This is a genomic window from Rhodococcus sp. NPDC056516 (genome assembly GCF_042794655.1).
GTDB lineage: Bacteria > Actinomycetota > Actinomycetes > Mycobacteriales > Mycobacteriaceae > Rhodococcus_F.
The window spans coordinates 600,913-626,630 of the sequence record NZ_JBHTTG010000002.1 but is presented as its reverse complement, the minus strand read 5'-3'; the positions used below and the strand labels follow the sequence as shown (position 1 = coordinate 626,630).

Sequence of the window (25,718 nt, the reverse complement as noted above, 5' to 3'; positions counted from 1 at the left end):
GTTCCTCTCCCGGACGGAGGCTACGGTGAATTGGAACAACGCGGTACCGGACAGCGCACTGTGGTTGGCAGAGGCCTTCGCGATCACGGTTGTGGCTCTCGTGATCGCCGGACTGCTACTTGGCCGGTACACCCGCTGGGGCAACCAGTTTCGTCGAATGGCATGGCCCTACTTCGATCCCCGACGCACAGTCCTTCCACTGTTGATTCTCGCGTCACTGCTGTTGCTGACGATTTTCGGTGTCCGCGTGACAGTGTTGTTCTCGTACTGGTACAAGGATTTCTACGACGCCATCCAGAACCTCGACGAGACCGCTTTCTGGCACTACCTGCGAGTGTTCGCGATTTTGGCAGCAGTTCACGTAGTGAGCTCGCTTGTCGTGTACCTGGTGGGCCAAACACTCGATATCAGCTGGCGTAGTTGGCTCAATGACACATTGACCGACGATTGGCTCGACGGCAGCGCCTACTATCGCGGAAACTTCCTGGAGAACCCGGTCGATAATCCAGATCAGCGTATCCAGTCAGACATAACAGCGTTCGTGACCTCGTCCCGCACGTTGTCCATGGGCGCCGTCGCGGCAATGGTGTCGATCGTCAGTTTCACCAAGATCCTGTGGGATCTGTCCGGGCCGTTGACCGTTTTCGGTACCGAGATTCCGCGGGCCATGATCTTCCTCGTCTACATCTACGTGTTGGTGACCACGGCACTGGCCTTCTGGATCGGCCGGCCACTGATCATGCTGAATTTCTTGAACGAGAAACTCGGCGCGACCTTCCGGTACGCGCTGGTTCGACTACGGGAGTACGGCGAAAGCATCGCCTTCTATCGCGGTGAAGATGCTGAACGGCGCACACTCGGAACACGTTTTGCTGCAGTGATCCGGAACATGTGGGCAATTGTTTTCCGAACGCTCAAATTCAGTGGCTTCAATCTGGCAGTGGATCAGACAGCGGTGGTCTTTCCGTTTCTGGTGCAGGGATCTCGATTGTTCAGCGGGCAAATCACTTTCGGGGACGTGATGCAAACTGCACAGGCGTTCGGCCAGGTGCACAATTCGTTGTCGTTCTTCCGAGAGTCCTATGCCGATTTCGCAAGTTTCCGGGCCACACTGATCCGTTTGACCGGGCTCGCCGATGCCAATCGGCGTGCCCGCGCACTTCCCGTGCTCGACGCGTTCTCCTCTGGCAGTCATTTGGTTGTTCGGGGACTCGACGTGCGCACGCCGGGTGGTGAGGCATTGATCTCCGAACTCGACTTGTCACTGGGGCCCGGCGATGCACTGCTGGTGAAGGGTCCGTCGGGTAGCGGCAAAACCACGCTGCTCCGCAGCATCGCGCAGTTGTGGCCGTATACAAACGGTTCCGTGACCACCCCGGTCGGAGACGTCCTGTTCCTCTCACAACGGCCGTACCTACCTTTGGGTTCTCTGCGCGCGGGTTTGGCATATCCAGATCAGTTGCCCTCAGGTCAGCCGAACATCGGGCGCTCGAGCTTCGACGACCGCAGGCTCCACGACGCTCTCGCCGAAGTGCACCTCGCACATTTGATCGGTCGACTCGACGAGGCTGCTGATTGGACTCGAATTCTGTCGCCGGGTGAACAACAACGGTTGGCGTTCGCCCGAGTCCTCCTGATCCGACCGCGAACCGCGTTTCTCGACGAGGCGACATCCGGAATCGACGAAGGCCTCGAGTACACGCTCTACGACATCGTTCGCCGTGAACTGCCCGACAGCATCATTGTCAGTGTCGGCCATCGCAGCACTCTCGGCGTTTTTCACAACCGACAACTCGAACTGCGCGGCGCTGGGCACTGGGAGATCACCGATCGTGAAGGCTGAGAGTGCCTTTCGGGGCGCTGACAAATGACCGGTCTTACTGCGAATGCGCGGTAGGTCAGGCCCTGCGTGACGAGTTCGGCCACCCAACTCCCGCAGCAATCGTAGCGAGTACTGGAATAGCTCGACCTCCCGAGGACGGTTGCCAGAAGTAGTTCGCGCCTCATTCGAAAGGGATGAGAGGCTCATTTCATCTTTCTGGCGCGCTTACGATTCCGGCATGAAACGTGTGTGGGAAGGTGTGCGGCGCTATGGCAAGACGCTGCACTCGGTCGGGTTGTCGTTCGGCTTGGTGTTTTTCGTCCTCTCGATGAGCCCGTCCCTCTTACCGCGCGCGTGGTACCTGCAGGGCGTGGCAACGGGTATTTCCGTCGCCACGGGGTACGGCATCGGTGTGAGCGTGGCGTGGATGATCCGCAAATGCGGAGTCGAACCGACATGGTCGGATCGGACCAAGAGAATTGGTTGGGCCGTACTCGCCGTTCTGGCAGTGATATCGGTACCTCTCTTTCTGATCTTGGGTTCGTGGTGGCAGCAGATCGTCCGTGATCTGGTCGAGGCACCTCGCGTCAACCGGGCGAACTATCTTCTGGTGCTGCTGATTTCGATAGCGGTGTGGTTGATCTTGCTCGAGGCGGTTCGCGGTCTGCGGTATCTCACCAGAAGTCTCGCTGCTGTTGCTCTGCGGTTTGTTCCCAAGGAAGCGGCGAAAGTCGCAAGTTTGGTCGTCGTCTTCGCGTTGGCGATCTTCGTCGTCAACGGTGCCCTCTACAACGGGCTCATCGCGTTCGCGAACTGGAGTTTCTCCGGCGCGGACAACGACACACCGGATGGTATCGACCAACCTTTGATCGCCGAACGCAGTGGTTCGCCGATGTCTGCCGAGGCATGGGATTCACTGGGCAAGGAAGGACGTACCTTCATGGGTAGCGGACCGTCTGCGGACAAGATTGCCGCGGTGACCGGCCGAGACGCGAAGCAACCCATCCGCGTGTACGCCGGCCGCGAGTCGTCCGATTCCGTCGACGGCGTCGCACAGCGGGTCGTCGACGAACTCGAGCGCACCGGCGGCTTCGACCGTGCCGTCCTGGCAGTGGTGACCACCACCGGCCGCGGCTGGGTCAACGACGACGTGGCGTCCGCTTTCGAATACGTCCAAGGCGGCGACACCGCCATCGCGGCGATGCAGTACTCGTTCCTTCCCAGCCCCTTGGCATTCATCGCCGACCGCGAAACCCCGATGGCCGCAGGCCGGGCGCTGTTCAACTCTGTCTACGCGAAGTGGATCGATCTGCCGCTCGACAAGCGTCCCAAGCTTGTCGTTTTCGGCGAGAGCCTCGGATCGTACGGGGGACAGGCCGCGTTCGCGGGAGCACAGGACATGGCGACACGTGTGGATGGGGCATTGTGGTCGGGCACTCCGAACTTCACCGCTCAATGGCAGGAGATCACGGGCAGTCGTGACTCCGGCTCACAGGAAGCCGTGCCGGTGATCGACGACGGGCAGTCGATCCGTTTCGCTGCCTATCCGGAGGATCTCGAACTGGATGCGCCGTGGAACGACTCTCGCGTCGTGTACTGGCAGCATGCCAGCGACCCGATCGTCTGGTGGTCCTTCGACCTGCTTCTGAACAAACCGGACTGGCTTGCCGAGCCTCTCGGCCGTGATGTCGATCCGGGAATGACGTGGATACCGTTCGTGACGTTCTGGCAGGTGACACTCGACATGGTCTTCTCGGCTGACGTGCCGCCTGGTCACGGACACAACTACGGAGCCGAGGCAGCGGATATGTGGGCGCAGATCCTGCACCCCGAGAACTGGTCGCAGTCGGACACCGACGCGATTCGCGGCGCCTTGACGAACAACTTTCAACCCACCAAGTAGTAGTGCGGAGTACGGACCTCGCGACGGTGTCTCGTCGTTGGACCGGGAGTACTCGCTCTTGATCGTTCGATCACTGTTTGTCAGCTATCTAACAAGGAGCGCGATGCATTCATCAAGAACACTCGTAGCTGCGGTGGCGCTGAGCGCGATCACTGTATTTGCCGGGGCTGGGTCCGCGGTTGCCGCGCCGGCGATCGGATCTGTCGACTTCGGTTCGTCGAGCGGATCCGGAACCGGTTCGTCGAGCGGATCCCATTCTGGTTCTGTCGATTTCGGATCCGGCGGACCTGATGTCGAGCATCCGGTGTCGACCTGCTTCTGGTCGGTGCCGATCAATCCCGAGCGCGCGGACCCGCAGCTCAACTACGCCTTTCCTGACACCGCGGCGATCTATTGGGCTGCGCAGTTCACAATCCCCGAGGATGCCGAGTTGGTTATCCGAGGGCAGTATGCGCATGCGCGCTATCAGTCGTTGAACTCGTACAACGCCGCAACCGCTATGCCGACCGCCGTCCTCAATGACATGTCGACTGCTCCGGACGCAGGCTCGCGCAATACCTATCTTCCCGGTGCCGATCGATCGAACGAAGGTGCCAGGTCGTACACGGCTTCCGTCCTCAACGAGGCCTCGCCTGCTGAGCCGAAACCTAACACCTTGTATGCCGGTGTGCCAGGTCAGGACCGGATAAGCCTGCTTTATCGCATCTACCTGCCGGACAATGGGCGTGATCTCACCGGGGGCGTAGGACTGCCGGAGCCAGAGCTGCACCTTGCCGGTGGTCAGGTGCTGCGGGGGCAGGATCTGTGTTCAGCGGTCGGTGCGGACAACGGAATCTTGAAGCCGGCTTCGCTGCCGTTGGACACGTACAAGGCATTGCGTGATCAACCGGGCAAGCCTGCGACATTCCCTTCCGAGCAGACACCTGTCTGGCGGGCGTACTACAGCGCCGAGTTCACCCTGGGCTGTACCTATCTCGGCAAATGCGTTGGCACACCCCAGCGGGTGGGCGGGCAGTACTCCAACATCGACAACAGCTACGTCACAGCCGAAGTCAACCGTGGGTTCGGCGATGTTTTGGTACTTAGGGGAGAGTTGCCGAGGACTCCGACGACGACTACCGGCGCAAAGAATCTCGACAGCGCTGTCGACATGCGGTTCTGGTCTATGTGCAGCAATGAATCGCTGGCAACGACGAAGGTAGCTACGTGTCTGTTCGACGAGCAGATGGCCACTGATGCGGATGGTCGCTACACGATTGTCGCGTCGCTGCCTGAAGACCGACCCGCAAACGCTACGAAGGAATGTGGGGTGTCATGGCTGTCGCTCTCGCCGGCCGGTGATGGCGCGGGGCATCTCGACGATTCCCTTCTGATCATGCGGAACATGCTGCCGGCCAAGGACTTCAGTCACGCCGCACACGATACCAAGACGCCCGGTGACGAGAAGGCCGTGATGGCGCAGTACTTGCCGGACGGGCAATATACGTCCAAGCTCGCGTTCGAGGAGAGTGGCTGCGCGAAGTAGACCGACTGACTCTAGGAGTGAGTTCAGCGCCTGGGATTGCGTCTGGGCGGTCCCCATCGACGGTGTCGGCTGCGCTCAGTTGCGAGCGCAGCCGACACCGTTCGGCGCCTGTACGCGTCAATCGATTGGACGAGGGCAGTGCCAGTTTGCGTTGGCGATGCACATCGCGAGTGAATCAAGGACGGCGGTTCGGGCACTCATCCCTTTCGAATGAGGCGTAAACGATGTAGGCGCACAGGGTGTCAGCATTGGCGCGCAGCGGTATCGACTGCGCCCCGATGAGAAACGAGTTTTGACATGGGTTCCGTTATCGGAGATCTCCTCCCCATAGCCGTCGGTGTGGCCGTGTCGCCGGTAGCCGTCATCGCCACTATCTTGATGTTGCTCTCCAAGCGAGCGGGTAGCACCAGCGTCGGGTTCGCCGTGGGCTGGTTACTCGGAATCTTCATCGCTACAGTTCTTTTCGTGATTCTGTCCAGTGCCGTCAGCACTTCGGACGATGGACCGTCTGCCACGGTTTCGTGGATCAAACTAGCCCTCGGTGTCCTCCTGTTGACGGTCGGGGTCAAGCAGTGGCGGGGGCGCAGCGGCGAGCACGAAACACCGAAGTGGATGCAAGCCGTTGACCAGATGACCGCGGTCAAGGGCTTGGGCCTCGGATTCGCGCTCGCAGCGATCAACCCGAAGAACCTGCTCATGTGCATCGCGGCCGGAGTGTCGATCGGTTCGGCGTCGCTGGCGACCAGCGGAGTGATCACCTCGATCCTCGTCTTCACGATCATCGCCAGCTCAACTGTCGCGATCCCGGTCATCGGATTCCTGGTGGCTGCTGATCGCCTGCGCGAGCCGTTGGCCAATCTCAAAGTCTGGCTCCAAGACAACAACACCACGGTGATGAGTGTGTTGATCCTGGTCGTCGGCGTTGTTCTGATCGGCAAGGGAATCGGCGGAATCTTCTGACACCCACTCTTTCACGTGGTGTGAACGCACAATTCCCGGATGATCGTTCGATCAGGCTGGTTTAACCGCGTAGTCGCCGTCGGCGTGGCCGATCAGTTGCCATCCGCCCTCGATCGGGGACAGTCGGACGTCGGAGAGATTCGTGATCTCGAGCTGTGGCCGGTCGGTTCCTGGGTACCAGGCCTCGACCCTTCCGGAGCCGGTCCCGGTAAACCCGTTGCGGGACACCTCCGTCAGCGTGCCGGGCGCTGCTCGCGGATACGCTCGCGAGAGTGGAACGGCGAATCCCTCTACGAGCCCCAGTGATTCACCGGACGGGCAGTCGATGCGATTCAGATTTCCCTGTGGCTGGTGGGTATTGCCGTCGCGAACGGGGTGGGGGTCACCGCACGCTTGTGTCCACGACCACCACGCGCCGCCCATCCGGTACTTGTCGGTGGCGTCGACGAAGCGGTCGACGTCTGCTCCCTGCTCGTCGGCGTCCCCGAACCAACCCCATTCGCCCGTCCACAACGGGGCGTCGTACCAGGCGGCGGCGCGGTCGGCGATCCGAAATCCGTCTTCGATCGCGGGGAATTCGCTACTGACCGTGATGGATTCGCTGTAGAGGTGCGGCGAGAACACCACCAGAGGATCGGTCAGGTACTTGCGCGGGGGCAGTGCGTCGAAGCCGAATGCCGACCAGATCGCACTGGGTTCGAAGAACACCAGGTGCGGGAACCCGCCTGCTTCGGCTTGCCGGATGGCGTCGGTGGCGCGCTGGTAGAACTGCCCGATCTGGTCTGCTGCAGTGAAGGGGTCGCGCAGACCGGGGTTCGGTTCGTTCAACAGGTCGTATCCGGCCACCGCGGGTTCGTCTTTGAACTCCGCGGCCAACTTCGCCCACGTCGCCACCAAACGACTCTGAATTCCTTGCTCGTCGTCGTAAAACGCCTGGAAGGCATGGGCGATGGCCGGCGCACCTTCCCGGAGCCCACCGATGTTGCAGGTTGTCCATCCGCCGGTCAGGGTTGCCCACTCGGGTGCGCCGTCCCAGCCGACTCCCGGCCGCATGAATGACGGGCACGACTGGTCGCTCGGGGTGCCGACGTACGAGCCCCATGCGTCCTGATGCATGTCGAGAACGGTGTAGATGCCGTGGTCTTTCGCATCCTCGACCGCTACTCGAATGCGGTCGACGTACGCAGTGTCGAATGTTCCGCGGGTCGGTTCGAGGAGTGACCACGCGACGTTGAGTCGTACGACGTTGAAGCCCAGAGCTGCCATGTGCGCGAAGTCCGTTCGTCCCAGCGGAGTAACGGTGGGTAGTCCGGTGCCGTTGGTTGCGTAGTCGTTAAGTCCGTTGGCGTTTACGCCGCGTAGCAACACCGTTCGTCCGTCGACGTCCTTGATCGTGCGATCTGCGACGGTCAGTTGGGGGAGGGACCAGCCCGATTCCGGTGGTGCGGCGTGAGCGGCCGGAGCTGCAATCTGAAGTGCCAGGATTGCAAGGGTGGCAAGCAGCAGCGCGCGCATCCGTAAACCTTTCTAGACAAACGTCCAATTCCGAGATGAGGCTAGCGTGACAACGCCCTTTTCCGGCGCGCTTTGCTCATACCTGCCACGGTCGCCTTGTTGCCGAGTACACGTCGGCTACGTGCTGTTGCTGGAGGTGCGATCATTGTCGACAAGTCTCGACCCAAGGGAGCCCCGGTGAAGCTTGCATTGACCGATCTGATCGAACGAGTGTCTCGTGACGATGCGGCGAGTACCCGAGCGTTCTACGAGTCGCGGCCCGCCGGCGTCGGTCCGAGTTCACTGCAGGAACTGCTTGTGGTGCGAGCCTCCCGAGTGGTTGACCCAACACCCGCGACCCGGGCAGTTGAACACACGCTCGACATCGAGGGCCGATCCGTCTCGGTGCGTGTAGTCACGCCGAAAGATGGCGATGTCAACGGGGTCTACCTATATCTTCCGGGTGGTGGTTTCTACATGAGTTCGGCGGCTAGCTCTGACGCTCGTAGTATGAGACTCGCCGACGCGGTCGGAGTAGCAGTGGTTACCGTCGACTACCGGCTTGCGCCGGAATTCCCTTGGCCGGCAGCGCCGGACGACTGTGAGGCGGTCGCTTTGTGGCTGCTTGACGTCGCTGCCGAACGGTTCGGGACGACCAGACTAGCCATTGGTGGTATGTCGGCGGGAGCAACCTTGGTGATGACAACGTTGCTGCGCCTTCGCGATCGAGTTCTGGCCAAGGCATTTTCGGGTGCGGTGCTGGAAGCGGGCACGTACGACGTCAGTGCCCAGACTCCCGCTGGCCGCACCATCGGCGACGAATACTTCATCGAAGCCTATGTGGGCCATGTCGGTGACCGCACTCTCCCGGATATTTCTCCGACATTCGGCGACCTGAGCGGCTTGCCGCCGACCCTCGTTGTCGTTGGATCAGAAGACGTGGTCCTGGCTGAGAACCTTGCCATGGTGGCGCGACTGTCGGCGGCCGGAAACGACGTCGACTTGCGTCTCTATCCTGATGTCCCGCATGGATTTACAAGCCATCCAACGCCTGTTGCCCGCCGCGCTGCGCTCGATATAGGTGCCTGGCTTGGGCATTGTCTCGACGCCGAGCCGGCGTGACAGGCAGGGGCGTGGTTCAGCGTGCCGAGGGTATGGGATGGCTGGAGCTCGTCCTGCGGGACCCAATCACGTAAGTCTTCGTGACGCAGGCACGCAATGTGGCGCTCAAACCTCATCACGGCCGCGCCGGACGTGTGGAGCGGCCGCGGCCGCGGTCTGTCGTTCGGGCGGGTCCGGCGTGGTCGATGGCACTGCAGTGACGGGATTGTGTTCCTTCCCGCATGAAGGCGGCTGTCCGGGCACCTGAACATATGTCCGGTTTCTGGAACAAAGTCGGGACGAGGAGCGCGCCGCCCTTGTAATCTCGCACGTGGTTTGCGGGGCGCGGGGTCCTCCCGCACAGCGAGTGAGAGGATCAGAATGACGACTGCTTACGCGCGCCGCCGAGGGGTGCGCCCTTTCGGAATCGCCCTCGCTGCGCTGGTTGCCGTGGGTGCGGCCCTGACCGGTCCCACACTCGCCTCCGCCTCGAGCGACGACCTGCAATTGGGTTCGAGCCAGTTCGGATCGTCTGGGGAGCAACCGCCGCTGCCGGAGATCCCACCGCCGTCCGCGGCCGAGATCAGGCTCGACGAGGCGCGGAACTTCCGCGACATCGGCGGCTACCGGACTACCGACGGCAGGACCGTCCGGACAGGCCTGGTGTTCCGTTCCAACAAGCTCAGCTCGCTCAATGAGGCTGATCTGGCAAAACTCACCGCCGCGAACCTGACCCTCGACGTCGACCTGCGCAACGCCTCCGAACGCGTAGAGGATCCCGATCGGATCCCCGCCGGCGTCACCTACCAGGTCGCCGACGTCGTCAGTATCGAACACGGCATCACGTTCCACGAGTTCGTTCCCCTGACCCTCGGGCGCGCGTTGATCGACGGCGCAGTCAAGGGAACCTCGAACATCGGCCAGAGCATCGGCTACCCGTTCATGGTCAACTACCGTGGTTCCGATGTCGCCTTCCATGACCTGCTGACTGCGATCGCGAACAACTCCGACGGCGCAACCGTCTACCACTGCAGTGCAGGGAAGGACCGCACCGGTTGGGGTACCGCGATCCTGCTGACCATTCTCGGTGTCCCGCGTGAGTTCATCAGTGCCGATTTCATGGCGTCGAACACGTACCTGGGCCGGGACGACGCGGTGGACCTGTCGTGGCTCGATGCGGCGTATGCACAGGTCGACCGGCTCTACGGCGGTATGGATACTTACGTACGGGAGGGCCTCGGCGTCGACCAGGGCATTATCGACTCTCTGCGTGCCAAGCTTCTCCTATAGGGGTAGCCCCACACCTCGGCTTCTTGCCCACTCGGACCCTCTGCTGTCCCAGTGCGACTGATGGTTGAGGGAACGCGTAATTGTGTGGCACTGCTCCTCTGGTGGGCGCGAAGTTTCTCGGCCGTGTGCGATCACCAAGTGGCGCAAGCACTTTGCTGGCAGAAAGCAAGCCGGATCACGCACTCGATGCTGGCCAATTGGTCAGCATTGAATCGAGTGCCTCGAGGATCTTGGACCAGCTTTCGGCGCTGTCCGGTGCGCTGTGGCTGAACGATCCACCCAACTCGAGGCTGGCGTACCCATGGAAAACGCTGCCGAGCAATCGAACTGCGTGGGTCTGATCGAGATCGGTGAGGTTGTACCCGCGAAGAATTGATCGCATCATCTGCGAGTGTCTGAAGCCCGCGCCCGCAGTTGCGGCCTCCGGGGTGAGGCGCATCTGTGACGCGGCGTATCGGCCGGGGTGTGCCCTCGCGTAGTCGCGGTACACGTTCGCGAAGGCGGTCAAGGCGTCGCGGCCGGACCGACCGGCCACGGCGTCGGCAGCCTGGTCGGCCATCTCTTCCAAGGCAAGCAATGCGATTCTGGTTTTGAGGTCGTTCGAACTCTTCACGTGCGAGTACAGGCTTGCGACCTTGACGTCGAACGCTCTGGCGACCGCCGATACGGTCACCTGCTCGAAGCCCACCTCGTCGGCCAATTCGGCGCCCGCCACGGCGAGGCGTTCGGGTGTCAGTCCTGCGCGAGGCATGTCCGTTGATCCTGTTCGTCGAGAAGTGAAACCGCTTGCCTAAATAGTATAGGCAAATTACTGTGTGGTGTAGTTAATGCCTTCGCAACTTATCTACAGGTGAATGAGATGAACAGCCAGAGCAGCTGGATTACTACCGCAATTTCCGAGGACATCGTGCGCGGAGCCCTCGAGCTCGAGCGGACCGAACGCGGTGTGCTGACACACCGTCTGCCCGCCAGGGCTCGCACACAATTCGCTGACGGGCAGATGGCAATGGCGCAATCACAACCGTCCGGAGTGCGGCTGGTGTTCCGAACCAGTGCTACGGCCATCGAACTCGACACTCTGCCCACGAAAATGATCTACATCGGTGCCCCGCCGAGGCCACAGGGTGTGTACGACCTGATCGTCGACGGCGAACCAGCCGGGCAGGCAATCGCTGAGGGCGGCAACACGGTGACGATCGACATGGCGACCGGTACCGCTCAGAGACAATCCGGACCCGTCAGCACCATCCGCTTCGCGGACCTGCCTGCGCGATCAAAGGCTGTCGAGATCTGGTTGCCGCACAACGAAACCACCGAACTTATCGCACTACGGACCGACGCCCCACTCGAACTCGCGGTCGAGACGAAGCGTCGCGTGTGGCTCCATCACGGAAGCTCGATCAGTCAAGGCTCCGGCGCTGAAAGTCCCTCCCGCACTTGGCCTGCTCTCGCAGCCTCCCTCGGCGGAGTGGATCTGATCAACCTCGGGTTCAGCGGCAGCGCCCTGCTGGACCAGTACACCGCCCGCGCTATGCGAGACACCGCAGCTGACCTGATCAGCATCAAGATGGGCATCAATCTGGTCAACTCCGACGTGATGCGCCTGCGGGCCTTCACGTCGGCAATGCACGGCTTCCTCGACACGGTCCGCGACGGTCATCCAGCGGCTCCACTGTTGGTCGTCTCGCCTGTCTATTGCCCGATTCACGAAGACACGCCGGGGCCAGGTGCATTCGATTTCGACGCGCTTGCCAGAGGCGAAATGCGATTCGTTGCTACCGGCGATCCCGCCGAGCGCGCAGCCGGAAAGCTGACGCTGCGCTCTATTCGGGAAGAGTTGGCGCGCATCGTAACCCAGCGATCGGCGGATGATCCCAATCTGCATTACGTCGACGGCTGCGATCTCTACGGTGCGGCCGAGAACGAAGAGCTTCCGCTTCCCGATCAGCTCCATCCGGACGCTGCGACGCACCGTCTCATCGGAGAACGCTTTGCCCAACGTGTATTCGCAGACGACGGCGCATTCGCACGCACGGTGTGATCGCGCAATCTGGTTCGATCGGATTTCACACGATTTGACCCTGACGTAGCGTGAGGGCTCACGATGACTTCATGACCGATACTTACCCAGCATTCGACACCAGCCCCGTCCCTGTCCCCGCTACAGATGCCGTGCCTCCGGAACAGTTCCGAGGTCTCTACGGAATGCCCATGTTCGTGTCGGTTCCGACTTCGAATCTGGCCGAATCGGCCGACTTCTGGATCCGTGGGCTCGGTTTCTTCGACCTCTTTTCGGTACCGGATCGACTGACGCACCTGCGACGCTGGGCATTTCAAGACGTTCTGCTCGTGCCCGGAGAACGGTCAGATTCATCACCGTCCGTCAGTGTGAGCTTTGCGTGTGTGCTGAGTCAGATCGATCAGATAGCACAGGCGTGTGAGGAATTGCGGCCCGGATGCACCAGCGGTCCACATCTGAAGCCCTGGAATTCACTGGAGTTGGAGATTGTGACACCGGAGAACGCGCGCGTGATCATGACGGCCGCTCGTCCGTACGACCCGAACAGTGCCGAGGCCGAGTATCTGCGAGGTATGGGAATTGACGGACCCGACGACTGAACAGAGGGCTGACGCCGTGGCCTCCCGCACCGCGTCTGTCAGACTGGATGCCGTGACGGAGCAACTCTTCGGAGACGACGCAGACAGTGCTCTCACTGTCGGTGCTGCCGCATCACGACTAGGCATAACCGTACGTACCCTTCATCATTGGGACGCAATCGGTTTGGTGCGTCCGTCCGGGCGCAGTGACGGGGGCTACCGGCTGTACACCGACGCGGACCTCGGCCGCATCGGCCGGGTGCTTGTCTACCGTGATGTGGGCTTGTCGCTCGACGAGATCGGGATATTGCTCGGTGCGCCCGCAGCCGACGTGGACGAGACGCTGCGTGGGCAGCGCGCCGAGTTGCGGCAACGGATAGCCGACTTGGAGGAACTGGGCGAGTCCTTGGATCGCATTATCGATGCCAGGAAGTCGGGTGTGCTGCTGCCGGCACACGAGCAGGTCTCGATCTTCGGCCGACACTGGCAGCCGTCATGGGGACCTGAGGCGCACGAGCGTTGGGGTGACAGTGCGCAGTGGGCGCAGCACGCGGAACGGTCGGCGGGTAGGACCGCTGAGGATTGGCAGAAGATCGCCGACTGCGTCGAGACGCTCGACGAAGATCTGGCGCTGGCCTGCCGATCCGGTGTCGAACCGGGAAGCGCCGAGGCGAATTCGCTGGCAGAACGGCACCGAGCGTCGATCGGGGTTTACTTCGACTGCACACATTCGATGCAGGTGTGTCTGGGACGGATGTACGTGGCCGATCCGGGATTCACCGCGTTCTACGAGCAGGTCGAGACCGGTCTGACAGTGTGGCTCCGCGCTGTCATCGATGCGAATGCTCGGGCCAACGGGGTTGTCCCCGAATCGGCGACGTGGGTGTGAGTGAGCTGGTGGTCGCTCGTCAGTCCAATGACGCGCAGGCGGTGCACCACGGTCGGCCGTCGACTCCGGGGGCACGATGGGACACTGCGATGCGCGCGGCCAAAATGCAGCTTTCGTTGTCGTGATAGACGTCGAGATCCGAAGGAACCGTCGAGTGGAACGCCGGGACCTTCATGTCTACCTCCGTTGTGACTTGCCAGGGAGTTGGCTCGTTGCGGTAATCCTCCCACCCCAGAGATCATCTCGCCTGTCGGCAGAAGCGGGAGTCAAGGCAGGGGCCGACACCTGCCGTCCCGTCCTCGCGATTGTGCAGCCCCGCAGCGACTTACAGGTGTGAGTGATTGGTCGTCTTGCCGGCCTAACAGTTGCGCACTGCGCGCGCGGTGTGATCTTCGACGGCGCTCACCGCAGAGAATCCCGCAGGGATAGGCTGGACGGATGCGTGGAGAGTACAAGGTTCCTGGTGGAAAACTGGTCGCGGTCGACGTCGAGGTGGCGGACGGTCGGCTGTCCGAAGTCGCAGTCTCGGGGGACTTCTTCCTCGAGCCCGACAGCGCGCTCGACGACATCAACGCGGCGTTGCGCGGAATGCCCGCCGACTCGGATGCAGAACAATTGGCGCATGCCATCTCCACTGCGCTCGACGAGTCCGTCTCGATGATCGGCTTCACGCCGCAGTCGGTCGGCATCGCGATCCGGCGCGCACTCGGCCACGCCACGAGCTGGGCGGATCACACGTTCGACCTCATCCCGCCGGTGGTTCTCGATCCCGCGATGCACGTCGCGCTGGACGAGGTCATCGCGCGTGAGGTCGCATCGGGTGAGCGTCCGCCGACATTGCGATTCTGGGACTGGGACTCGCCCTTGGTCGTGATCGGATCGTTCCAGTCCGTGCGCAACGAGGTCGACTCCGAGGCAGCTGCGCGGCACGGCATCGGGGTGGTGCGCCGAATCTCCGGTGGCGGTGCGATGTTCATGGAACCGGGCAACTGCATCACGTATTCGTTGGCAGTACCGGCGTCGTTGGTCGAGGGATTGAGTTTCGAGCAGTCCTACGCGTTTCTCGATCACTGGGTCATGGGAGCGCTTGCCGAGGTCGGTATCAACGCTCGGTACGTGCCGCTCAACGACATCGCCTCGGACAAGGGCAAGATCGCCGGCGCCGCTCAGAAGCGATTCGCGTCCGGCACCGTGCTCCATCACGTGACCATGGCCTACGACATCGACGCGGAGAAGATGACGCAGGTGCTGCGAATCGGACGAGAAAAGATGTCGGACAAGGGAACCAAGAGTGCGGCCAAGCGCGTCGATCCGCTGCGTTCGCAGACCGGAATGACGCGTGCAGCAATCCTGGAGTCGTTTGCGCAGCACTTCCGAGATCAATACGACACCCGCGACAGCGACTACACGGACTCGGAGTTGGAGCAGGCGCGCAAGCTGGTGGAGACGAAATTCAGCACCGAAGAGTGGACTCACCGCGTCCCGTGACGCCGTGACCCCGAGAAACCGGGACGAGACCCGAGAGGTCTCGTCCCGGTCGACCTAGGTAGCCGGAGTCGCTGAGTTTGCGCCGAGAAGTTCAACGTCGCCGGCGCGGGAGTTCCGCTTCGGAATAGTGAAAGTTGCGCTCACGCACAGGATTGCGATGACGAAGCACGCCAGTGTGTACCACAGGTTCCCGATGGGATCTCCAGCGCTGGTGGAACCGTCGACTGCGTCGAAGAAGTCGGGAAGCGCACTCGCCCACAGGATTGCCATGACAACCAGGTACACCACGCTGTAGATCTGGACGAACTTGTTGGTGTGGGCAGGAGCGTTCGATTCTGCCGAGCGCAGGTGCGTCCATTGGCGGACGAGAACCACTATCGCGACCACCGTGAGGACGGCAAGTTCCGCCGCGTAGAGGAACCCGCGAACGGTGTCGCTACCCATTCCGAAGACCGTCGCCGGGAGCGGGAGGATGAACGTTCCCAGTGACGCCAGAAGGCCGATCACGATGGTGCGCCATACCAATTGAAGTCCGGAAAAGTGCTTGCCGGCATCGACGTGCCGTCCGACGAAGTACTGGACGCAGAATGCCAGCGACATGGGCCACAGAGCGGCGAAGACGACCACGCTGGGCAGTGGAACCGCGTCGAACATGGGTTGGTTGATCGGGTTCGACGTCGACCACTCCCACCATCGCAACTGAGGTCCGAGGTGGTCGAAGATTTCGTAGAACGCATGGTGGACGAAGCCGACGCAGACAGCGCCCAATAGTGGACCGTATTTGCGGAAAACGCCGAGCATTCTGACTATTTCGAAGGCCAACGTCGCCATCAGTGGATAGATGGCAACGATGTACAGCGGCAGTCGACCCCACATGAAGTCGACGGTGAACACGTTGTGCGCGAACATCGTGTCCACTTGTTCTTCGATGCCGAACGCCGCCGGGAAGTACAGCGGAGGCTCGATGATGAACAGGTAGGCGGTGGCGCCAAACCAGAGGACCAGGTTGGTGGGGTCGCCGTTGCGGCGCAACCGCACGATCGCCAGGACCAGTGCGAGCACCGAGCCGACGATGATGGTCCATTCGAGGACGGGCAGGGTCCAGTTCTCCAGCGCCGCCGGGTTACGGAACTCGACGAGTCCACCTGCTTCCTGACAGGAGAAACCGAGTTCTGTTGCGAGCTGGGCAAACGTGGGGGAGCAGTGTTCTGCCATCAGTTGGCCCCTGACGTGATCGACTCTTGTGCCTGAGATTCAGCGGTGTACCAGCGTGTGCAGTCGTAGCCGTCGTCGTAACGCTTGAACCACTGGTCGGCGAGTGCGGGGAGCTTCTCGTGATCCGGGTTGTGATTGGGCATCTGGCTGCGGAAGACACCGCCGAGCGCGACGAGTTGTTCGCCGAGTTGTAGGTGATCGAAAGCGCGGGGCATGGTGCCCTTGGTCAGGTAGGGCGCAAACGACGTCAGAATCTTCTGCTTGGTGCGGTGGGTGGCGAACATCGACAGTGAGTCCACTTGACGCTCGGAGAGCGGAACGTGCTGGTTGAAGCCTGCGCAGGCGATACGAATCACCTTCATCACGTGCGCGAAGATCGACGGTGCCATCCGCATCCGGTAAAGCTCGCTTCCGACAACGGAGTTGAAGATGATCAGAGCCGAGCTACGATGCTCGACCTCCTCGACGAAGTGCCAGATGAACAGCGACGCGACACGGTCGTCTCCCGGGCGGAACAAGGTCTCCTCGTTGTCGAGCATCAGCTTGAACACCGGCGTGAAGGTTGCCTCCAGATCAGCGGTGTATGCGAGCCGGTAGTTCAGCGAGGTTGCCTCGGTCAGTAGATCGAATTCACCGATCACGGCGTCGAGTGTGTTCTGCAGTCCGGGGTATCGCCTGATCAGAGCCTTCACATGCTGGCGGTGCGCGGTCGAGTGATGGCCTTCCTGACGCATGAATGCTACGGCTTCCTCGGACACCTCGGGATCGCTGATCCGCGACTTGGTCTGCATGATCATCTTCACGATCATCTTCTCGAAACCGATGGCCAGGAACGAGACCGCGTTGGACATGCTCGACCAGGCCGGGTTCTCCGGGTTCCACAGGAAGGGAACGTCATGATCCTCGAATCCGAAATCCATCTTTCGGGGCTGAAGGTTGGTCACTTGTCGAACCTCGTCTTTCGGAGGGGCTGGTCAGGTGGCCGCTCTGGCACTGGAAGCCACGTGTGGCAGTAATCATACATATTGGTGTGCAGTTGTATGTTCACTTTCGTCGACGGAGGGAAATTCGAGCGGTCCGGATGCAAATGTCGCCTGTGTTAGCCTGTGGCTCTTGGACTTCGAGCGCAAAGACATGGTTCGAGCCTCGTTCGAGCGAGGAAGTGGGCAGTGGCACGAAGGCGTGGGTGGGGCGGCAATCCACCGGACAGCGACGAAGATGCGTCTCGTCGCATTGTCGAGGCCGCGGTCGAGCTGATCGGACGGACGAGTTCGGAAATCAGTATCGGCGACGTCGCCGAGTCACTGGGCGTGATCCGGCAGACCGTGTATCGATACTTTCCCAGCGCCGACGCTCTGATGAGGGCAGCTGCGATCGCGTCGGTCGACGGCTATCTCGATCGACTGACCACGCACGTGAGCGGGATCGAAGACCCCGTCGAGGCGATGACCGAGGGTGTCGTCTACACCCTGACCCAGGTCCACCGAACGCCCCATCTCGGCATTCTGCTCACAAGCACGAATTCGAGTCTTCATCCCGAAGGTCTGACCTCTCAGGAGGCGCAAGCCTTCGGAATGGCGATGATCACCCGCTTCGACGTGGACTGGCTGAGCTGCGGATACGACGACGCATCACTTCAGGAACTGGTCGAATACGTCCTGCGGACTATGCAGTCGTTTTTCCTCGCGCCCGGCGATCCGAAGCGGAGCGACGAGGAACTGCGGCGATACTTACGACGCTGGATGGGTTCCGCGATCATCGCGCAGTCGGGTTCGATGAAGAGTGACCCGGTCAGCGCAGAGCTATCGTCAAAGCGACCGCGCTCGCGCACGCAACAATGACGACGACCAAGGCGAACAGGTCTGCCAGCTGAGGGCGCTTGGGGTACGCCGCGATCAATCCGGTGCCCCCGCGAGCGGAGATCGCTTCGCCCATTTCGGCAGATCGCCGAATTGCCACCGACATGGTTGTGGTGATCAGGTCGACTATCGAGTTGTCGGCAGCGCTGTTCACCACAGCTTTCGGGCGCAGTCGCCGTGCCGCAACGAGAGTGAGCATTTCGTCGATCAACAGCGGAAGCGAACGAATGCAGAGGGCTGTCGCGATCGCCCACTCGTCGACGGGAATCTTGAAGAATCGAAGCGGTCGGCCCAGAGTGGCCAGGGCAGGGGCCACATCGCTCATCGACGTCGTCCACGCCAACATCAGTGAGACACAGAGCAATACAAGGCCGAAGGTCACGGCTTGCAGGTACAGGAACACCGCGTCGAGGCCGATCGGAAGGTTGATCAATGCGCCGAGCAGAATAAGCGCCCACAGCCACCACGGAGGGTGCGGAACTGCTGTCGGGGGAATGCGTCCGATCACCGCGGTCAGCAGCAGCAGTCCGAGCACGACGCCGATCGTCGGCCAGGACGGTGTCACAACCACCACGATGCTGACGAGTACGACGGCCACGATCTTCGTTCCGGCCCACAGTCGATGGACCGGAGAAGAAGTCGGAACTTCACGCAAGAGGGTGGTCACGTTGTCGATCCTTCCAAAGCTGCGCCGGCGGCCGGATCGAGTATGCGACCCTGCGACAGTCGTATCGTTCTGCTGCACACGGCATCCATGCCGTCGACGTCGTGGGAGATGACGACAACAGCGGTTCCGTTCCGACGAATCCACCGGAGTACGTTCAGGATTTCGTGGCGGCCGGGCGGATCGAGACCGGCGAGCGGTTCGTCGAGAATGAGCACTCGGGGTTGGCGGACGAGGAGACCGGCCAGCACGACGCGTCGCATCTGCCCGCCGCTCAACTCGTCGATACTGCGGCCGGCGACGTGACGGTCGAGTCCGACGGCGTCGAGCGCCCAGGACACTTGTACGGATCCGATCTCCGGACCACCGGCGGCCTCGATGTCTTCGGCGACGGTTCGGCGTTGCAATTGCAGCCGCGAATGTTGGAACGTGAGCCCGACGGTGCCTAGTTGGCGCGAGACAGGTTTGCCGTCGAAGACTGCGGTTCCCTTGCTCGGTGTGATCAGGCCGGCCATGATCCAGGCCAGGGTCGACTTACCGGAGCCGTTGCCGCCCAGGATCAGTAGCCCGTCCCCGTCGTCGATGGTCAGGTTCACCTCCGACAGTGCACGTCTCGACCACGGAGTCCGGTCGTTGTAGGTGTGCGTCACATCGGTGAGTTGGAGGACCGTGCGAGTGCCGGCCGGCCAAGGCGCGGCGGGCGGACCTGCAAACGTCGACGTCATCCAACCGGGTTGGTGGTCGATCTGCCGTCCGCGTTGCAGTTGAATCACCCGATCTGCCGCGCGGGTGTCGGCGTGGTGATGTGTCACGAGTACCACGGCCATGGGATGGCGTCGTGGAAGTTCGGCGAGGAGTGCGACCAAATCCTCCCGGCCGGCCTGATCGACCATCGCGGTGGCTTCGTCCGCGATCAGGAGAGCGGGGCGCCGCGCCAGAGCGGCAGCAACCGCCAGACGTTGCATCTCGCCACCGGAGAGCCCCGAGGTCTCGCGCATACCCATGCCGGCGAGCCCTACTTCAGCGAGCAGTGCATCGACGTCGGGATGTGACTCTGGGGGAAGCCCCCAGACGACGTCGTCCGCGACGCGGGTTCCGAGGATCTGGCTCTCCGGTCGTTGCAGGACGACGGCGGTTCCGCCCTGTCGGCCGAGGCCGGCGGACCCGGGTCTCGTCAGGGCCCCGACGGTCGGTGCGCGACCGGCGAGCAACCGGGTGAGTGTGGACTTGCCCGAGCCGTTGTGGCCGACGACAGTGACGAACTCTCCGCGTCGGACGGTGAAGTTGACATCGACGAGGGCCGGCGTCGATGCACCCGGATAGGTGAAGCCCACGTGATCGAAAGTCACCGGCAACGGATCGATCGGACGGTCGTCGGGTGTTGTCTCGAGTGGGTCGGACGAGGGGAGTGCAGCCAATCGATCGAGGACGGCACCGAGGACAAAATAGGAGACGACGGTGCTCAGGACGATCCCGGAGATGATCGACGCGGCGATCCACAACCACCAGTAGTCGATGATCGAGCCGATGCTGTTCTCGATCCACTCGGCTGCCCCGACCAGGGAGGGCGCACGCTTCAAGATTGTGGCCACACCCAGCGCGGTGTTCTCGAGCGAGTTCAGGAACAAGTTGCGCAGGGGCGCGAGAACAAGCAACAAGACTATGGAGAACAACGCCAGCGCCGGCCCGATGACAAAAGACGACAGCAATGCGGAGATGAAGCCGAGACCACGCCGCTTGACCGTGCCGATGATTCCGCCGAGGAGGGCGCACAGTGCCACCGCCCATGCCGATCCCGAACCGGCGGCGACAAAGGCGACCGCAGTAGCCGACACTCCGGCCGTCACTACCGCACGGACCCGAAAGCGCTGGGCAACAATTCCCATCGGAACCGCAGCCACGAGGTTGAGGGCGCTGGCCATGGGGATGACCGTGGCGATGACGGACAACGCGACCGTGAATCCAGCCATGACGGCACCCGTTGCCAACTCGAGTGGTCGAAGGCTGCCGGTTTCGCGGACTTGCGGACGGTTGCTCACCACGTCCAGTGTGCCAGTGGTGACATAACTCCTGCCCGACTGATGGTGAGCGCATCAGCGCGATTGCGTAGGCTTCACCTCAAACAATGCATCGGACGGAGCGTGGAAGACGTGAGTGCAGCACCCATCAGGGTCGGGGTTCTGGGAGCCAAGGGCAAGGTCGGTCGAGCGATCTGCGAGGCAGTGGAAGCTGCTCCCGATCTGGAACTTGTTGCGCAGGTCGACACCGGTGATCGCATCGAGACGTTCGTCGACGCCCGCACTCAGGTAGTGGTCGACTTCACTCACCCCGACGTCGTCATGGGAAATCTGGAATTCCTCGTGGCCAACGGAATTCACGCTGTGATCGGCACCACCGGTTTCGACGAGTCCCGGCTCGCGACTGTGCAGTCCTGGCTCGACGCCCAGCCGGCAACGGGTGTTCTGATCGCGCCCAACTTCGCCATCGGTGCGGTGCTGTTGATGCGTTTCTCGGCCGCGGCGGCGCGCTTCTTCGATTCCGTCGAGGTCATCGAACTTCACCATCCCAACAAGGCCGACGCGCCTTCGGGCACCGCATACAGAACGGCCGCCATGATTGCCGAGGCTCGCGCGGAAGCAGGCGTTGGACGCAGTCCTGACGCCACCACGACCGAACTCGAGGGTGCGCGCGGAGCCGACGTCGACGGCGTCCGGGTTCACTCCGTGCGCATGGCCGGCCTGGTTGCGCATCAGGAAGTCATTCTCGGGACGCAGGGCGAGACGCTGACCATTCGGCACGATTCCATCGATCGGAATTCGTTCGCGCCAGGCGTTCTGCTCGGTGTTCGTCAGATCAGTTCGCATCCGGGTCTGACGGTCGGTATCGATTCTTTCCTCGATCTATGAACAAGACCACCCGCACCCTCGCGCTGATCGTTGCGATCTGTATCGCGCTCGCGGTGTACTTCGTGCTGCTCGGTCAGCGCGGAATCCAGCTCATCCAGGACGGCGGTGGCGCCGCAATCGGTCTCGGGATCGGAGTGCTGATCCTGCCGTTCCTGGGGCTGTGGCTCGTCATCGCCACCCTCCGTGCGGGGTTCACGCACCAGCGTCTCGCGCAGCAGATCCACGACGAGGGCCTCACGGTCGACGCCTCTTCGCTTCCGAAATTGCCTTCGGGTCGGATCGAGCGAGCGGCCGCCGACGAGTTGTTCGCTCAGATCAAGGTCGACTGGGAAGCAGATCCGGACAACTGGAAGCAGAACTTCCGACTCGCTCGCGCTTACGACTACGCCGGTGATCGAAGCCGGGCGCGGGAAACCATGCGCCGGGCAGTGGAACTGGAACGTCGTTCGCGAGGCAAGTAGTTTCCTCTGCTGAGACCAGGGGATCGGTGAGGTGCTAGCGCTCCGGAACCGTTGTGGGAGAAGTCGGATCCGGAGTGGTGGGGTCGAATGGCGGCGGGTTGTTCGGGTCGAAGCTCGTTACCGGCACCGAACACGTCGCGCCCACTTCGGGATACGTGTTCGGATTGACCCGCAATGCCGAGACGAATTGATCGATGCGAGCGTCCTCGGCGTTGTCGAGCTTGAGTTGACGGCCCCATGACTGCAGCGAGATCGGCGAATCCAGGGTCGGGTACGGCGACATCAGTGTGTAGCTCATGCCCTCGACTCGCTGCGCCAAGCGGGCCTGATCCTCGCCTGAGACGAGGTTGGGGTTGTACGTGATCCACACAGCTCCGTGCTCGAGAGAATGGACCGCATTCTCGGTCCGAATCGCTTGCGGATAAACAATTCCGGTGCAGTTTGCCCAGACCGAATCATGACGGCCGCCGAAAGGCGGTGAATGTGTGTACGCCACACGTTCGTTCGGGCGTACGTGTTGAGCGGCTGGGTAATCGACCGCGACAACTCCGTCGATGGCTTCGGACGGATCCGGGTTGTCGACGCTCGGAACGAACGCATCCGGACGAGGTGTTCCTTCGACGGAATTCGCGCACGAAGCCAGCGCGAGAACTGCCGAGATCGCCACTGTCGCTCGAAGTTGTTTGTTCACTCGGTCATGATAGCGGCGCCCGATCGCTTTCCCCGGGACGTGAATCGACTACGAGCCGAGAGAGCCGCTCGCACCGCCCGACAGTGCGATGTCACTGGCACCGCGAAGAATTCGCAGCGGCGGCAACGGCCCTTGGTATGACTCGGAACCGCTGATCAGATCACCGGCAGCGTTGAACGCGATCGCTTCACCTTGTGGCTCGTCGGGAAGGGAAACACGAATCGGTTTGGTGGTCAACGCTTTCACGACATCACCATCGGGAGCTGAATATAGGTAGACGTCCGTGTACGTGCGAAGCGCTACTACCGTGCCGTCCTTGCTCACAGCGCCGCCCGTGACGGCCATCGTGCCGGCATGAGGAACCGGCCCACCGGAAGTGAGGGTGGGTGTCATCCTCAGCTGGCCCACTTCGGCCAGTATGGTCGGCGACGACGTACTCAGATCTTGAACATGCTGTCGCTCAGCGGTTGTGTAGACGACGCTTGCGCCGAAATAGTCCTTGGTGACGATGACGGGAAGGCCGTCGCTCTGGATCAACAGTGTCTCGGCGTCGTGCGCACCGTCCGGATAAACAAGGGGGTAGGAGGTAGCGGTACCTGATGTCGGATCGAGTTCGATCAGCCCGACCGACGTTCGTATCGCGTTGTTGTCGCCGATGTCTGCCAGCCACAGATGGCCGTCAGGAGTCGACGAGAGATCCTCGACATCGACGCGAGGAGTGCCCACATTGATCCAGCGCTGAACGTGGCAGTTCGAATCGAGTTCGGCGACGCGATCGTCAGAGCCGCTGTCGCCGATTGCGTACATCCCGGCCGCGGTTACGGTGAGTCCGGACAGTTCGGAAAGGCCCGCATCGATGGGTGTGCACAGTGCGTCGAAGACGCGCGAGGCCTGGTGCGCCGCCGCCGGAGCAGCGTGAACGCCGACGATTGCGGCGGCGAGAGCAACCGAGCAGGCAGCCGCGGAGATCGAATGGGCAAGCGCGCGTTTCCACATCACAATTTCCACATCACAATGGAGTCCTTTTGGCCGAAAATCGGGACTTAGTACCCAGACAATACTGGACGTCCGTCTCGGTTTGTCAGAAAAGAGCAAGAAATGGTCTACGCCTCGACGTCGTGATGCGTCAGTGGTTCGCCGAATGAATGTGGGTGCCGGAGGGGATACTCGACTCACCGGCGATCGGCGACAACGAGCAGGAAGTGACGAAGCGATGGCGAAGAGTGATCCCGAAAAGCAGAGTGATCCCGAAAAGCAAGGAGCAGACTCCCCGTCTCAGTTGATCGACAAGCAAATCGAGGAACTCGGAGATTGGCGGGGCGAGACGCTCTCGCGGATACGCACTCTGATCAAAGAGACGGATCCGGATGTAGTGGAGGAATGGAAGTGGCGAGGAGTTCCGGTGTGGTACCACGCCGGAATGATCTGTACCGGTGAGACGTACAAGAGTGCAGTCAAGGTGACTTTTGCCAAAGGCGCATCACTCGAGGACTCCTCAGGTCTCTTCAACTCCAGCCTCGAGGGCAATACGAGGCGGGCGATCGATTTTCACGAGGGCGAAGCCGTCAACGAAAAGGCGTTCAAGGCACTCGTTCACGCCGCGATTGCCCTGAACACCTCGAAAAAGTGACTTCTTGTCAGAGTTGATATTCAGCGAGGTCGAACGCGCTGAGTAGCGTGCGGAATTTTGTACTGGTCTCTCGCAGTTCGGTTTCAGGATCGGAAGAAGCGACGATGCCGCCGCCGGCGTAGGCCCGCGCCGAGAGGCCGTCTGCTGCGATCTCGGCGCAACGAATAGCTACCATCCACTCGCCGTCTCCAGTCCGGTCGCACCACCCCACGGCACCGGCATAGAACCCACGATCGGCTTCGGTTGCGGTGATGTGCTCGCGTGCGGCGACCGTCGGTGTGCCGCAGACAGCCGGAGTCGGATGCAGCGCCATTGCGAGTTCGAGCGAGGTCAGGCTCGGGTCGATCAGGACTCCTTCGATCTTGGTCCCGAGGTGCCACAGTTGCGGTGTCCGAAGGATTTCCGGTGCGCTGGGTGCATTGAAGGACGTGCACAGTGGTCCGAGTATCGCGCTGATGGAGTCGACCACAAACGCGTGTTCGGCGAGATCTTTGGTCGACGCGCGGAGTTGCTCGGCATTCGCCTCGTCCTGATCCGAATTCGGGTGGCGCGCAATCGAGCCCGCCAAAGGGTGGCAGGTGACGACGCCGCCTCGCCTTTCGATCAGAACCTCGGGCGTCGAACCGACCAGCGAACGCCCGCGGTACTTTCCTCCGGCGGGGGACAGGTCGACGCAGAAACCGTTGTGCGCGTGATCGAGTGCAATCAGTGTCTCGGCCAGAGCGACAGGGAAGATCGTGGACTCGGCCTCGAGTGTCAGGGAGCGTGCGAGGACAACTTTGTCGAGTTCGCCTGCTCGAAGATGTTCGATGGCTACGCGGACCCTGTCGGTGTGGATCTGCGGGCTCGGTTCGAATCCGGCAACTCGCGCAGTGGGGAGAGCCTGAATGTTCGAGTGATGGAGATCACCCCTGACTCGCGTGAAACTCAGTGGCGCAGTGAGGGCGGACGGCGTCTCCGAAGAAAAAGGAAGGGCGCCGACGACCGAGTCGATACGCCCCGTTTTGAGGGCTTCAGCCGCGTCGAAGGCCGAGTCGAATTCTTCGACTACTCCCGAAGTGCGGATCGACGTTTGCCTACGTGAGAGCAGGAAAACGGAGTCCGATTCATCGTCAGTCCGGTTGTTGCGCAACGGGAATTCGGATACTTCGGCGAGTGCTGACATGGACACCCTTCCAGTTCGATCGGAACATCTGCTATGTTGAGGCTAGCCTAAGTTTGC

General features: G+C 61.7%; 24 protein-coding genes. 14 read left to right on the top strand and 10 right to left on the bottom strand.

Features of this window, described 5'->3' with window-relative positions:
* Positions 1–25 precede the first annotated feature (25 nt).
* The 4 genes from ACFQ6Y_RS07960 to ACFQ6Y_RS07945 all read left to right on the top strand — a co-directional run bounded on the left by ACFQ6Y_RS07960 (position 26) and on the right by ACFQ6Y_RS07945 (position 6,210).
* Positions 26–1,843: an ABC transporter ATP-binding protein/permease gene (locus ACFQ6Y_RS07960; protein ID WP_378630841.1), complete on the top strand. Its 1,818-nt coding sequence runs from the start codon at positions 26–28 to the stop codon at positions 1,841–1,843.
* Positions 1,844–2,060: 217 nt separating this feature from the next.
* Positions 2,061–3,725 (top strand): alpha/beta hydrolase, encoded by a 1,665-nt coding sequence (locus tag ACFQ6Y_RS07955; RefSeq protein WP_378533560.1) that lies wholly within the window; start codon positions 2,061–2,063, stop codon positions 3,723–3,725.
* A gap of 103 nt (positions 3,726–3,828) precedes the next feature.
* On the top strand, positions 3,829–5,250 hold the full coding sequence (locus ACFQ6Y_RS07950) for a hypothetical protein (protein WP_378630838.1): 1,422 nt from the start codon (positions 3,829–3,831) through the stop codon (positions 5,248–5,250).
* A 297-nt stretch (positions 5,251–5,547) separates the two neighbouring features.
* Positions 5,548–6,210, top strand: a complete 663-nt coding sequence (locus tag ACFQ6Y_RS07945) for a GAP family protein (protein ID WP_378630836.1) — start codon at positions 5,548–5,550, stop codon at positions 6,208–6,210.
* A 51-nt stretch (positions 6,211–6,261) separates the two neighbouring features.
* Here the strand turns inward: ACFQ6Y_RS07945 and ACFQ6Y_RS07940 are convergent, their stop codons facing one another.
* The gene (locus ACFQ6Y_RS07940; protein ID WP_378630833.1) at positions 6,262–7,725 is read right to left on the bottom strand and encodes a glycoside hydrolase family 5 protein; all 1,464 of its coding nucleotides are present in this window, start codon (positions 7,723–7,725) and stop codon (positions 6,262–6,264) included.
* 177 nt (positions 7,726–7,902) lie between these two features.
* Between ACFQ6Y_RS07940 and ACFQ6Y_RS07935 the strand changes: the two genes are divergently transcribed.
* Together ACFQ6Y_RS07935 and ACFQ6Y_RS07930 are read left to right on the top strand one after the other, a co-directional pair.
* A complete protein-coding gene (locus tag ACFQ6Y_RS07935; protein ID WP_378630830.1) occupies positions 7,903–8,826 on the top strand; it encodes an alpha/beta hydrolase in 924 nt (307 codons plus the stop codon).
* A 354-nt stretch (positions 8,827–9,180) separates the two neighbouring features.
* A complete protein-coding gene (locus ACFQ6Y_RS07930; protein WP_378631348.1) occupies positions 9,181–10,095 on the top strand; it encodes a tyrosine-protein phosphatase in 915 nt (304 codons plus the stop codon).
* Positions 10,096–10,270: 175 nt separating this feature from the next.
* Here ACFQ6Y_RS07930 and ACFQ6Y_RS07925 read toward each other — a convergent pair whose 3' ends face one another.
* On the bottom strand, positions 10,271–10,846 hold the full coding sequence (locus ACFQ6Y_RS07925) for a TetR/AcrR family transcriptional regulator (RefSeq protein WP_378630827.1): 576 nt from the start codon (positions 10,844–10,846) through the stop codon (positions 10,271–10,273).
* Positions 10,847–10,954: 108 nt separating this feature from the next.
* On the opposite strand from ACFQ6Y_RS07925, the gene ACFQ6Y_RS07920 reads away from it, so the two are divergent.
* The 3 genes from ACFQ6Y_RS07920 (at position 10,955) to ACFQ6Y_RS07910 (ending at position 13,582) form a co-directional block, all read left to right on the top strand.
* Positions 10,955–12,136, top strand: a complete 1,182-nt coding sequence (locus tag ACFQ6Y_RS07920; RefSeq protein WP_378630824.1) for a GDSL-type esterase/lipase family protein — start codon at positions 10,955–10,957, stop codon at positions 12,134–12,136.
* A 71-nt stretch (positions 12,137–12,207) separates the two neighbouring features.
* Complete coding sequence (locus tag ACFQ6Y_RS07915) at positions 12,208–12,714, top strand: VOC family protein (protein ID WP_378630821.1); 507 nt, start codon at positions 12,208–12,210, stop codon at positions 12,712–12,714.
* A gap of 52 nt (positions 12,715–12,766) precedes the next feature.
* A complete protein-coding gene (locus ACFQ6Y_RS07910; RefSeq protein ID WP_378630819.1) occupies positions 12,767–13,582 on the top strand; it encodes a MerR family transcriptional regulator in 816 nt (271 codons plus the stop codon).
* Positions 13,583–13,601: 19 nt separating this feature from the next.
* Here ACFQ6Y_RS07910 and ACFQ6Y_RS07905 read toward each other — a convergent pair whose 3' ends face one another.
* A complete protein-coding gene (locus ACFQ6Y_RS07905; protein ID WP_003942131.1) occupies positions 13,602–13,757 on the bottom strand; it encodes a hypothetical protein in 156 nt (51 codons plus the stop codon).
* Positions 13,758–14,020: 263 nt separating this feature from the next.
* On the opposite strand from ACFQ6Y_RS07905, the gene ACFQ6Y_RS07900 reads away from it, so the two are divergent.
* Positions 14,021–15,070: a biotin/lipoate A/B protein ligase family protein gene (locus ACFQ6Y_RS07900; protein ID WP_378630816.1), complete on the top strand. Its 1,050-nt coding sequence runs from the start codon at positions 14,021–14,023 to the stop codon at positions 15,068–15,070.
* 54 nt (positions 15,071–15,124) lie between these two features.
* Here ACFQ6Y_RS07900 and ACFQ6Y_RS07895 read toward each other — a convergent pair whose 3' ends face one another.
* The gene (locus ACFQ6Y_RS07895; RefSeq protein ID WP_378630813.1) at positions 15,125–16,285 is read right to left on the bottom strand and encodes a hypothetical protein; all 1,161 of its coding nucleotides are present in this window, start codon (positions 16,283–16,285) and stop codon (positions 15,125–15,127) included.
* Positions 16,285–17,229, bottom strand: a complete 945-nt coding sequence (locus ACFQ6Y_RS07890) for a metal-dependent hydrolase (protein WP_378630810.1) — start codon at positions 17,227–17,229, stop codon at positions 16,285–16,287. The genes ACFQ6Y_RS07895 and ACFQ6Y_RS07890 overlap by 1 nt, the downstream gene beginning before the upstream one ends.
* 225 nt (positions 17,230–17,454) lie before the next feature.
* Between ACFQ6Y_RS07890 and ACFQ6Y_RS07885 the strand changes: the two genes are divergently transcribed.
* Positions 17,455–18,126 carry a TetR/AcrR family transcriptional regulator gene (locus ACFQ6Y_RS07885; RefSeq protein WP_378630807.1) on the top strand — a complete coding sequence of 224 codons (672 nt, stop codon included), beginning with the start codon at positions 17,455–17,457 and terminating at the stop codon, positions 18,124–18,126.
* Here ACFQ6Y_RS07885 and ACFQ6Y_RS07880 read toward each other — a convergent pair.
* Together ACFQ6Y_RS07880 and ACFQ6Y_RS07875 are read right to left on the bottom strand one after the other, a co-directional pair.
* Complete coding sequence (locus tag ACFQ6Y_RS07880) at positions 18,077–18,811, bottom strand: energy-coupling factor transporter transmembrane component T family protein (protein ID WP_378630803.1); 735 nt, start codon at positions 18,809–18,811, stop codon at positions 18,077–18,079. The two genes, ACFQ6Y_RS07885 and ACFQ6Y_RS07880, sit on opposite strands and share 50 nt — an antisense overlap.
* Complete coding sequence (locus tag ACFQ6Y_RS07875) at positions 18,808–20,847, bottom strand: ATP-binding cassette domain-containing protein (protein WP_378630800.1); 2,040 nt, start codon at positions 20,845–20,847, stop codon at positions 18,808–18,810. Before ACFQ6Y_RS07875 ends, ACFQ6Y_RS07880 begins: the two co-directional genes overlap by 4 nt.
* Positions 20,848–20,949: 102 nt before the next feature.
* Between ACFQ6Y_RS07875 and dapB the strand changes: the two genes are divergently transcribed.
* Both dapB and ACFQ6Y_RS07865 read left to right on the top strand, forming a co-directional pair.
* Positions 20,950–21,714, top strand: a complete 765-nt coding sequence (gene dapB, locus ACFQ6Y_RS07870; RefSeq protein ID WP_378630797.1) for a 4-hydroxy-tetrahydrodipicolinate reductase — start codon at positions 20,950–20,952, stop codon at positions 21,712–21,714.
* Positions 21,711–22,175, top strand: a complete 465-nt coding sequence (locus tag ACFQ6Y_RS07865) for a hypothetical protein (RefSeq protein WP_283303888.1) — start codon at positions 21,711–21,713, stop codon at positions 22,173–22,175. The genes dapB and ACFQ6Y_RS07865 overlap by 4 nt, the downstream gene beginning before the upstream one ends.
* A 34-nt stretch (positions 22,176–22,209) precedes the next feature.
* Here the strand turns inward: ACFQ6Y_RS07865 and ACFQ6Y_RS07860 are convergent, their stop codons facing one another.
* Both ACFQ6Y_RS07860 and ACFQ6Y_RS07855 read right to left on the bottom strand, forming a co-directional pair.
* Entirely contained in the window at positions 22,210–22,866 is a 657-nt protein-coding gene (locus tag ACFQ6Y_RS07860; RefSeq protein ID WP_378630794.1) for a DUF3105 domain-containing protein, read from the bottom strand.
* A gap of 48 nt (positions 22,867–22,914) precedes the next feature.
* On the bottom strand, positions 22,915–23,874 hold the full coding sequence (locus tag ACFQ6Y_RS07855) for a hypothetical protein (RefSeq protein ID WP_378630791.1): 960 nt from the start codon (positions 23,872–23,874) through the stop codon (positions 22,915–22,917).
* A 205-nt stretch (positions 23,875–24,079) separates the two neighbouring features.
* Between ACFQ6Y_RS07855 and ACFQ6Y_RS07850 the strand changes: the two genes are divergently transcribed.
* A complete protein-coding gene (locus tag ACFQ6Y_RS07850) occupies positions 24,080–24,496 on the top strand; it encodes a DUF1801 domain-containing protein (protein WP_378630788.1) in 417 nt (138 codons plus the stop codon).
* A gap of 7 nt (positions 24,497–24,503) precedes the next feature.
* Here the strand turns inward: ACFQ6Y_RS07850 and ACFQ6Y_RS07845 are convergent, their stop codons facing one another.
* A complete protein-coding gene (locus ACFQ6Y_RS07845; RefSeq protein WP_378630785.1) occupies positions 24,504–25,661 on the bottom strand; it encodes an isochorismate synthase MenF in 1,158 nt (385 codons plus the stop codon).
* Between the last annotated feature and the right edge of the window lie 57 nt (positions 25,662–25,718).

What these genes read in the sequence shown, in the direction of transcription:
- ACFQ6Y_RS07850 (WP_378630788.1), top strand. Translation starts at nt 24,080, where the DNA reads ATGGCGAAGAGTGATCCCGAAAAGCAGAGTGATCCCGAAAAGCAAGGA.
- ACFQ6Y_RS07920 (WP_378630824.1), top strand. Translation starts at nt 10,955, where the DNA reads ATGAACAGCCAGAGCAGCTGGATTACTACCGCAATTTCCGAGGACATC.
- ACFQ6Y_RS07940 (WP_378630833.1), bottom strand. Translation starts at nt 7,725, where the DNA reads ATGCGCGCGCTGCTGCTTGCCACCCTTGCAATCCTGGCACTTCAGATT.
- ACFQ6Y_RS07945 (WP_378630836.1), top strand. Translation starts at nt 5,548, where the DNA reads ATGGGTTCCGTTATCGGAGATCTCCTCCCCATAGCCGTCGGTGTGGCC.
- ACFQ6Y_RS07955 (WP_378533560.1), top strand. Translation starts at nt 2,061, where the DNA reads ATGAAACGTGTGTGGGAAGGTGTGCGGCGCTATGGCAAGACGCTGCAC.
- ACFQ6Y_RS07925 (WP_378630827.1), bottom strand. Translation starts at nt 10,846, where the DNA reads ATGCCTCGCGCAGGACTGACACCCGAACGCCTCGCCGTGGCGGGCGCC.
- ACFQ6Y_RS07900 (WP_378630816.1), top strand. Translation starts at nt 14,021, where the DNA reads ATGCGTGGAGAGTACAAGGTTCCTGGTGGAAAACTGGTCGCGGTCGAC.
- ACFQ6Y_RS07895 (WP_378630813.1), bottom strand. Translation starts at nt 16,285, where the DNA reads ATGGCAGAACACTGCTCCCCCACGTTTGCCCAGCTCGCAACAGAACTC.
- ACFQ6Y_RS07950 (WP_378630838.1), top strand. Translation starts at nt 3,829, where the DNA reads ATGCATTCATCAAGAACACTCGTAGCTGCGGTGGCGCTGAGCGCGATC.
- ACFQ6Y_RS07865 (WP_283303888.1), top strand. Translation starts at nt 21,711, where the DNA reads ATGAACAAGACCACCCGCACCCTCGCGCTGATCGTTGCGATCTGTATC.
- ACFQ6Y_RS07915 (WP_378630821.1), top strand. Translation starts at nt 12,208, where the DNA reads ATGACCGATACTTACCCAGCATTCGACACCAGCCCCGTCCCTGTCCCC.
- ACFQ6Y_RS07905 (WP_003942131.1), bottom strand. Translation starts at nt 13,757, where the DNA reads ATGAAGGTCCCGGCGTTCCACTCGACGGTTCCTTCGGATCTCGACGTC.
- ACFQ6Y_RS07845 (WP_378630785.1), bottom strand. Translation starts at nt 25,661, where the DNA reads ATGTCAGCACTCGCCGAAGTATCCGAATTCCCGTTGCGCAACAACCGG.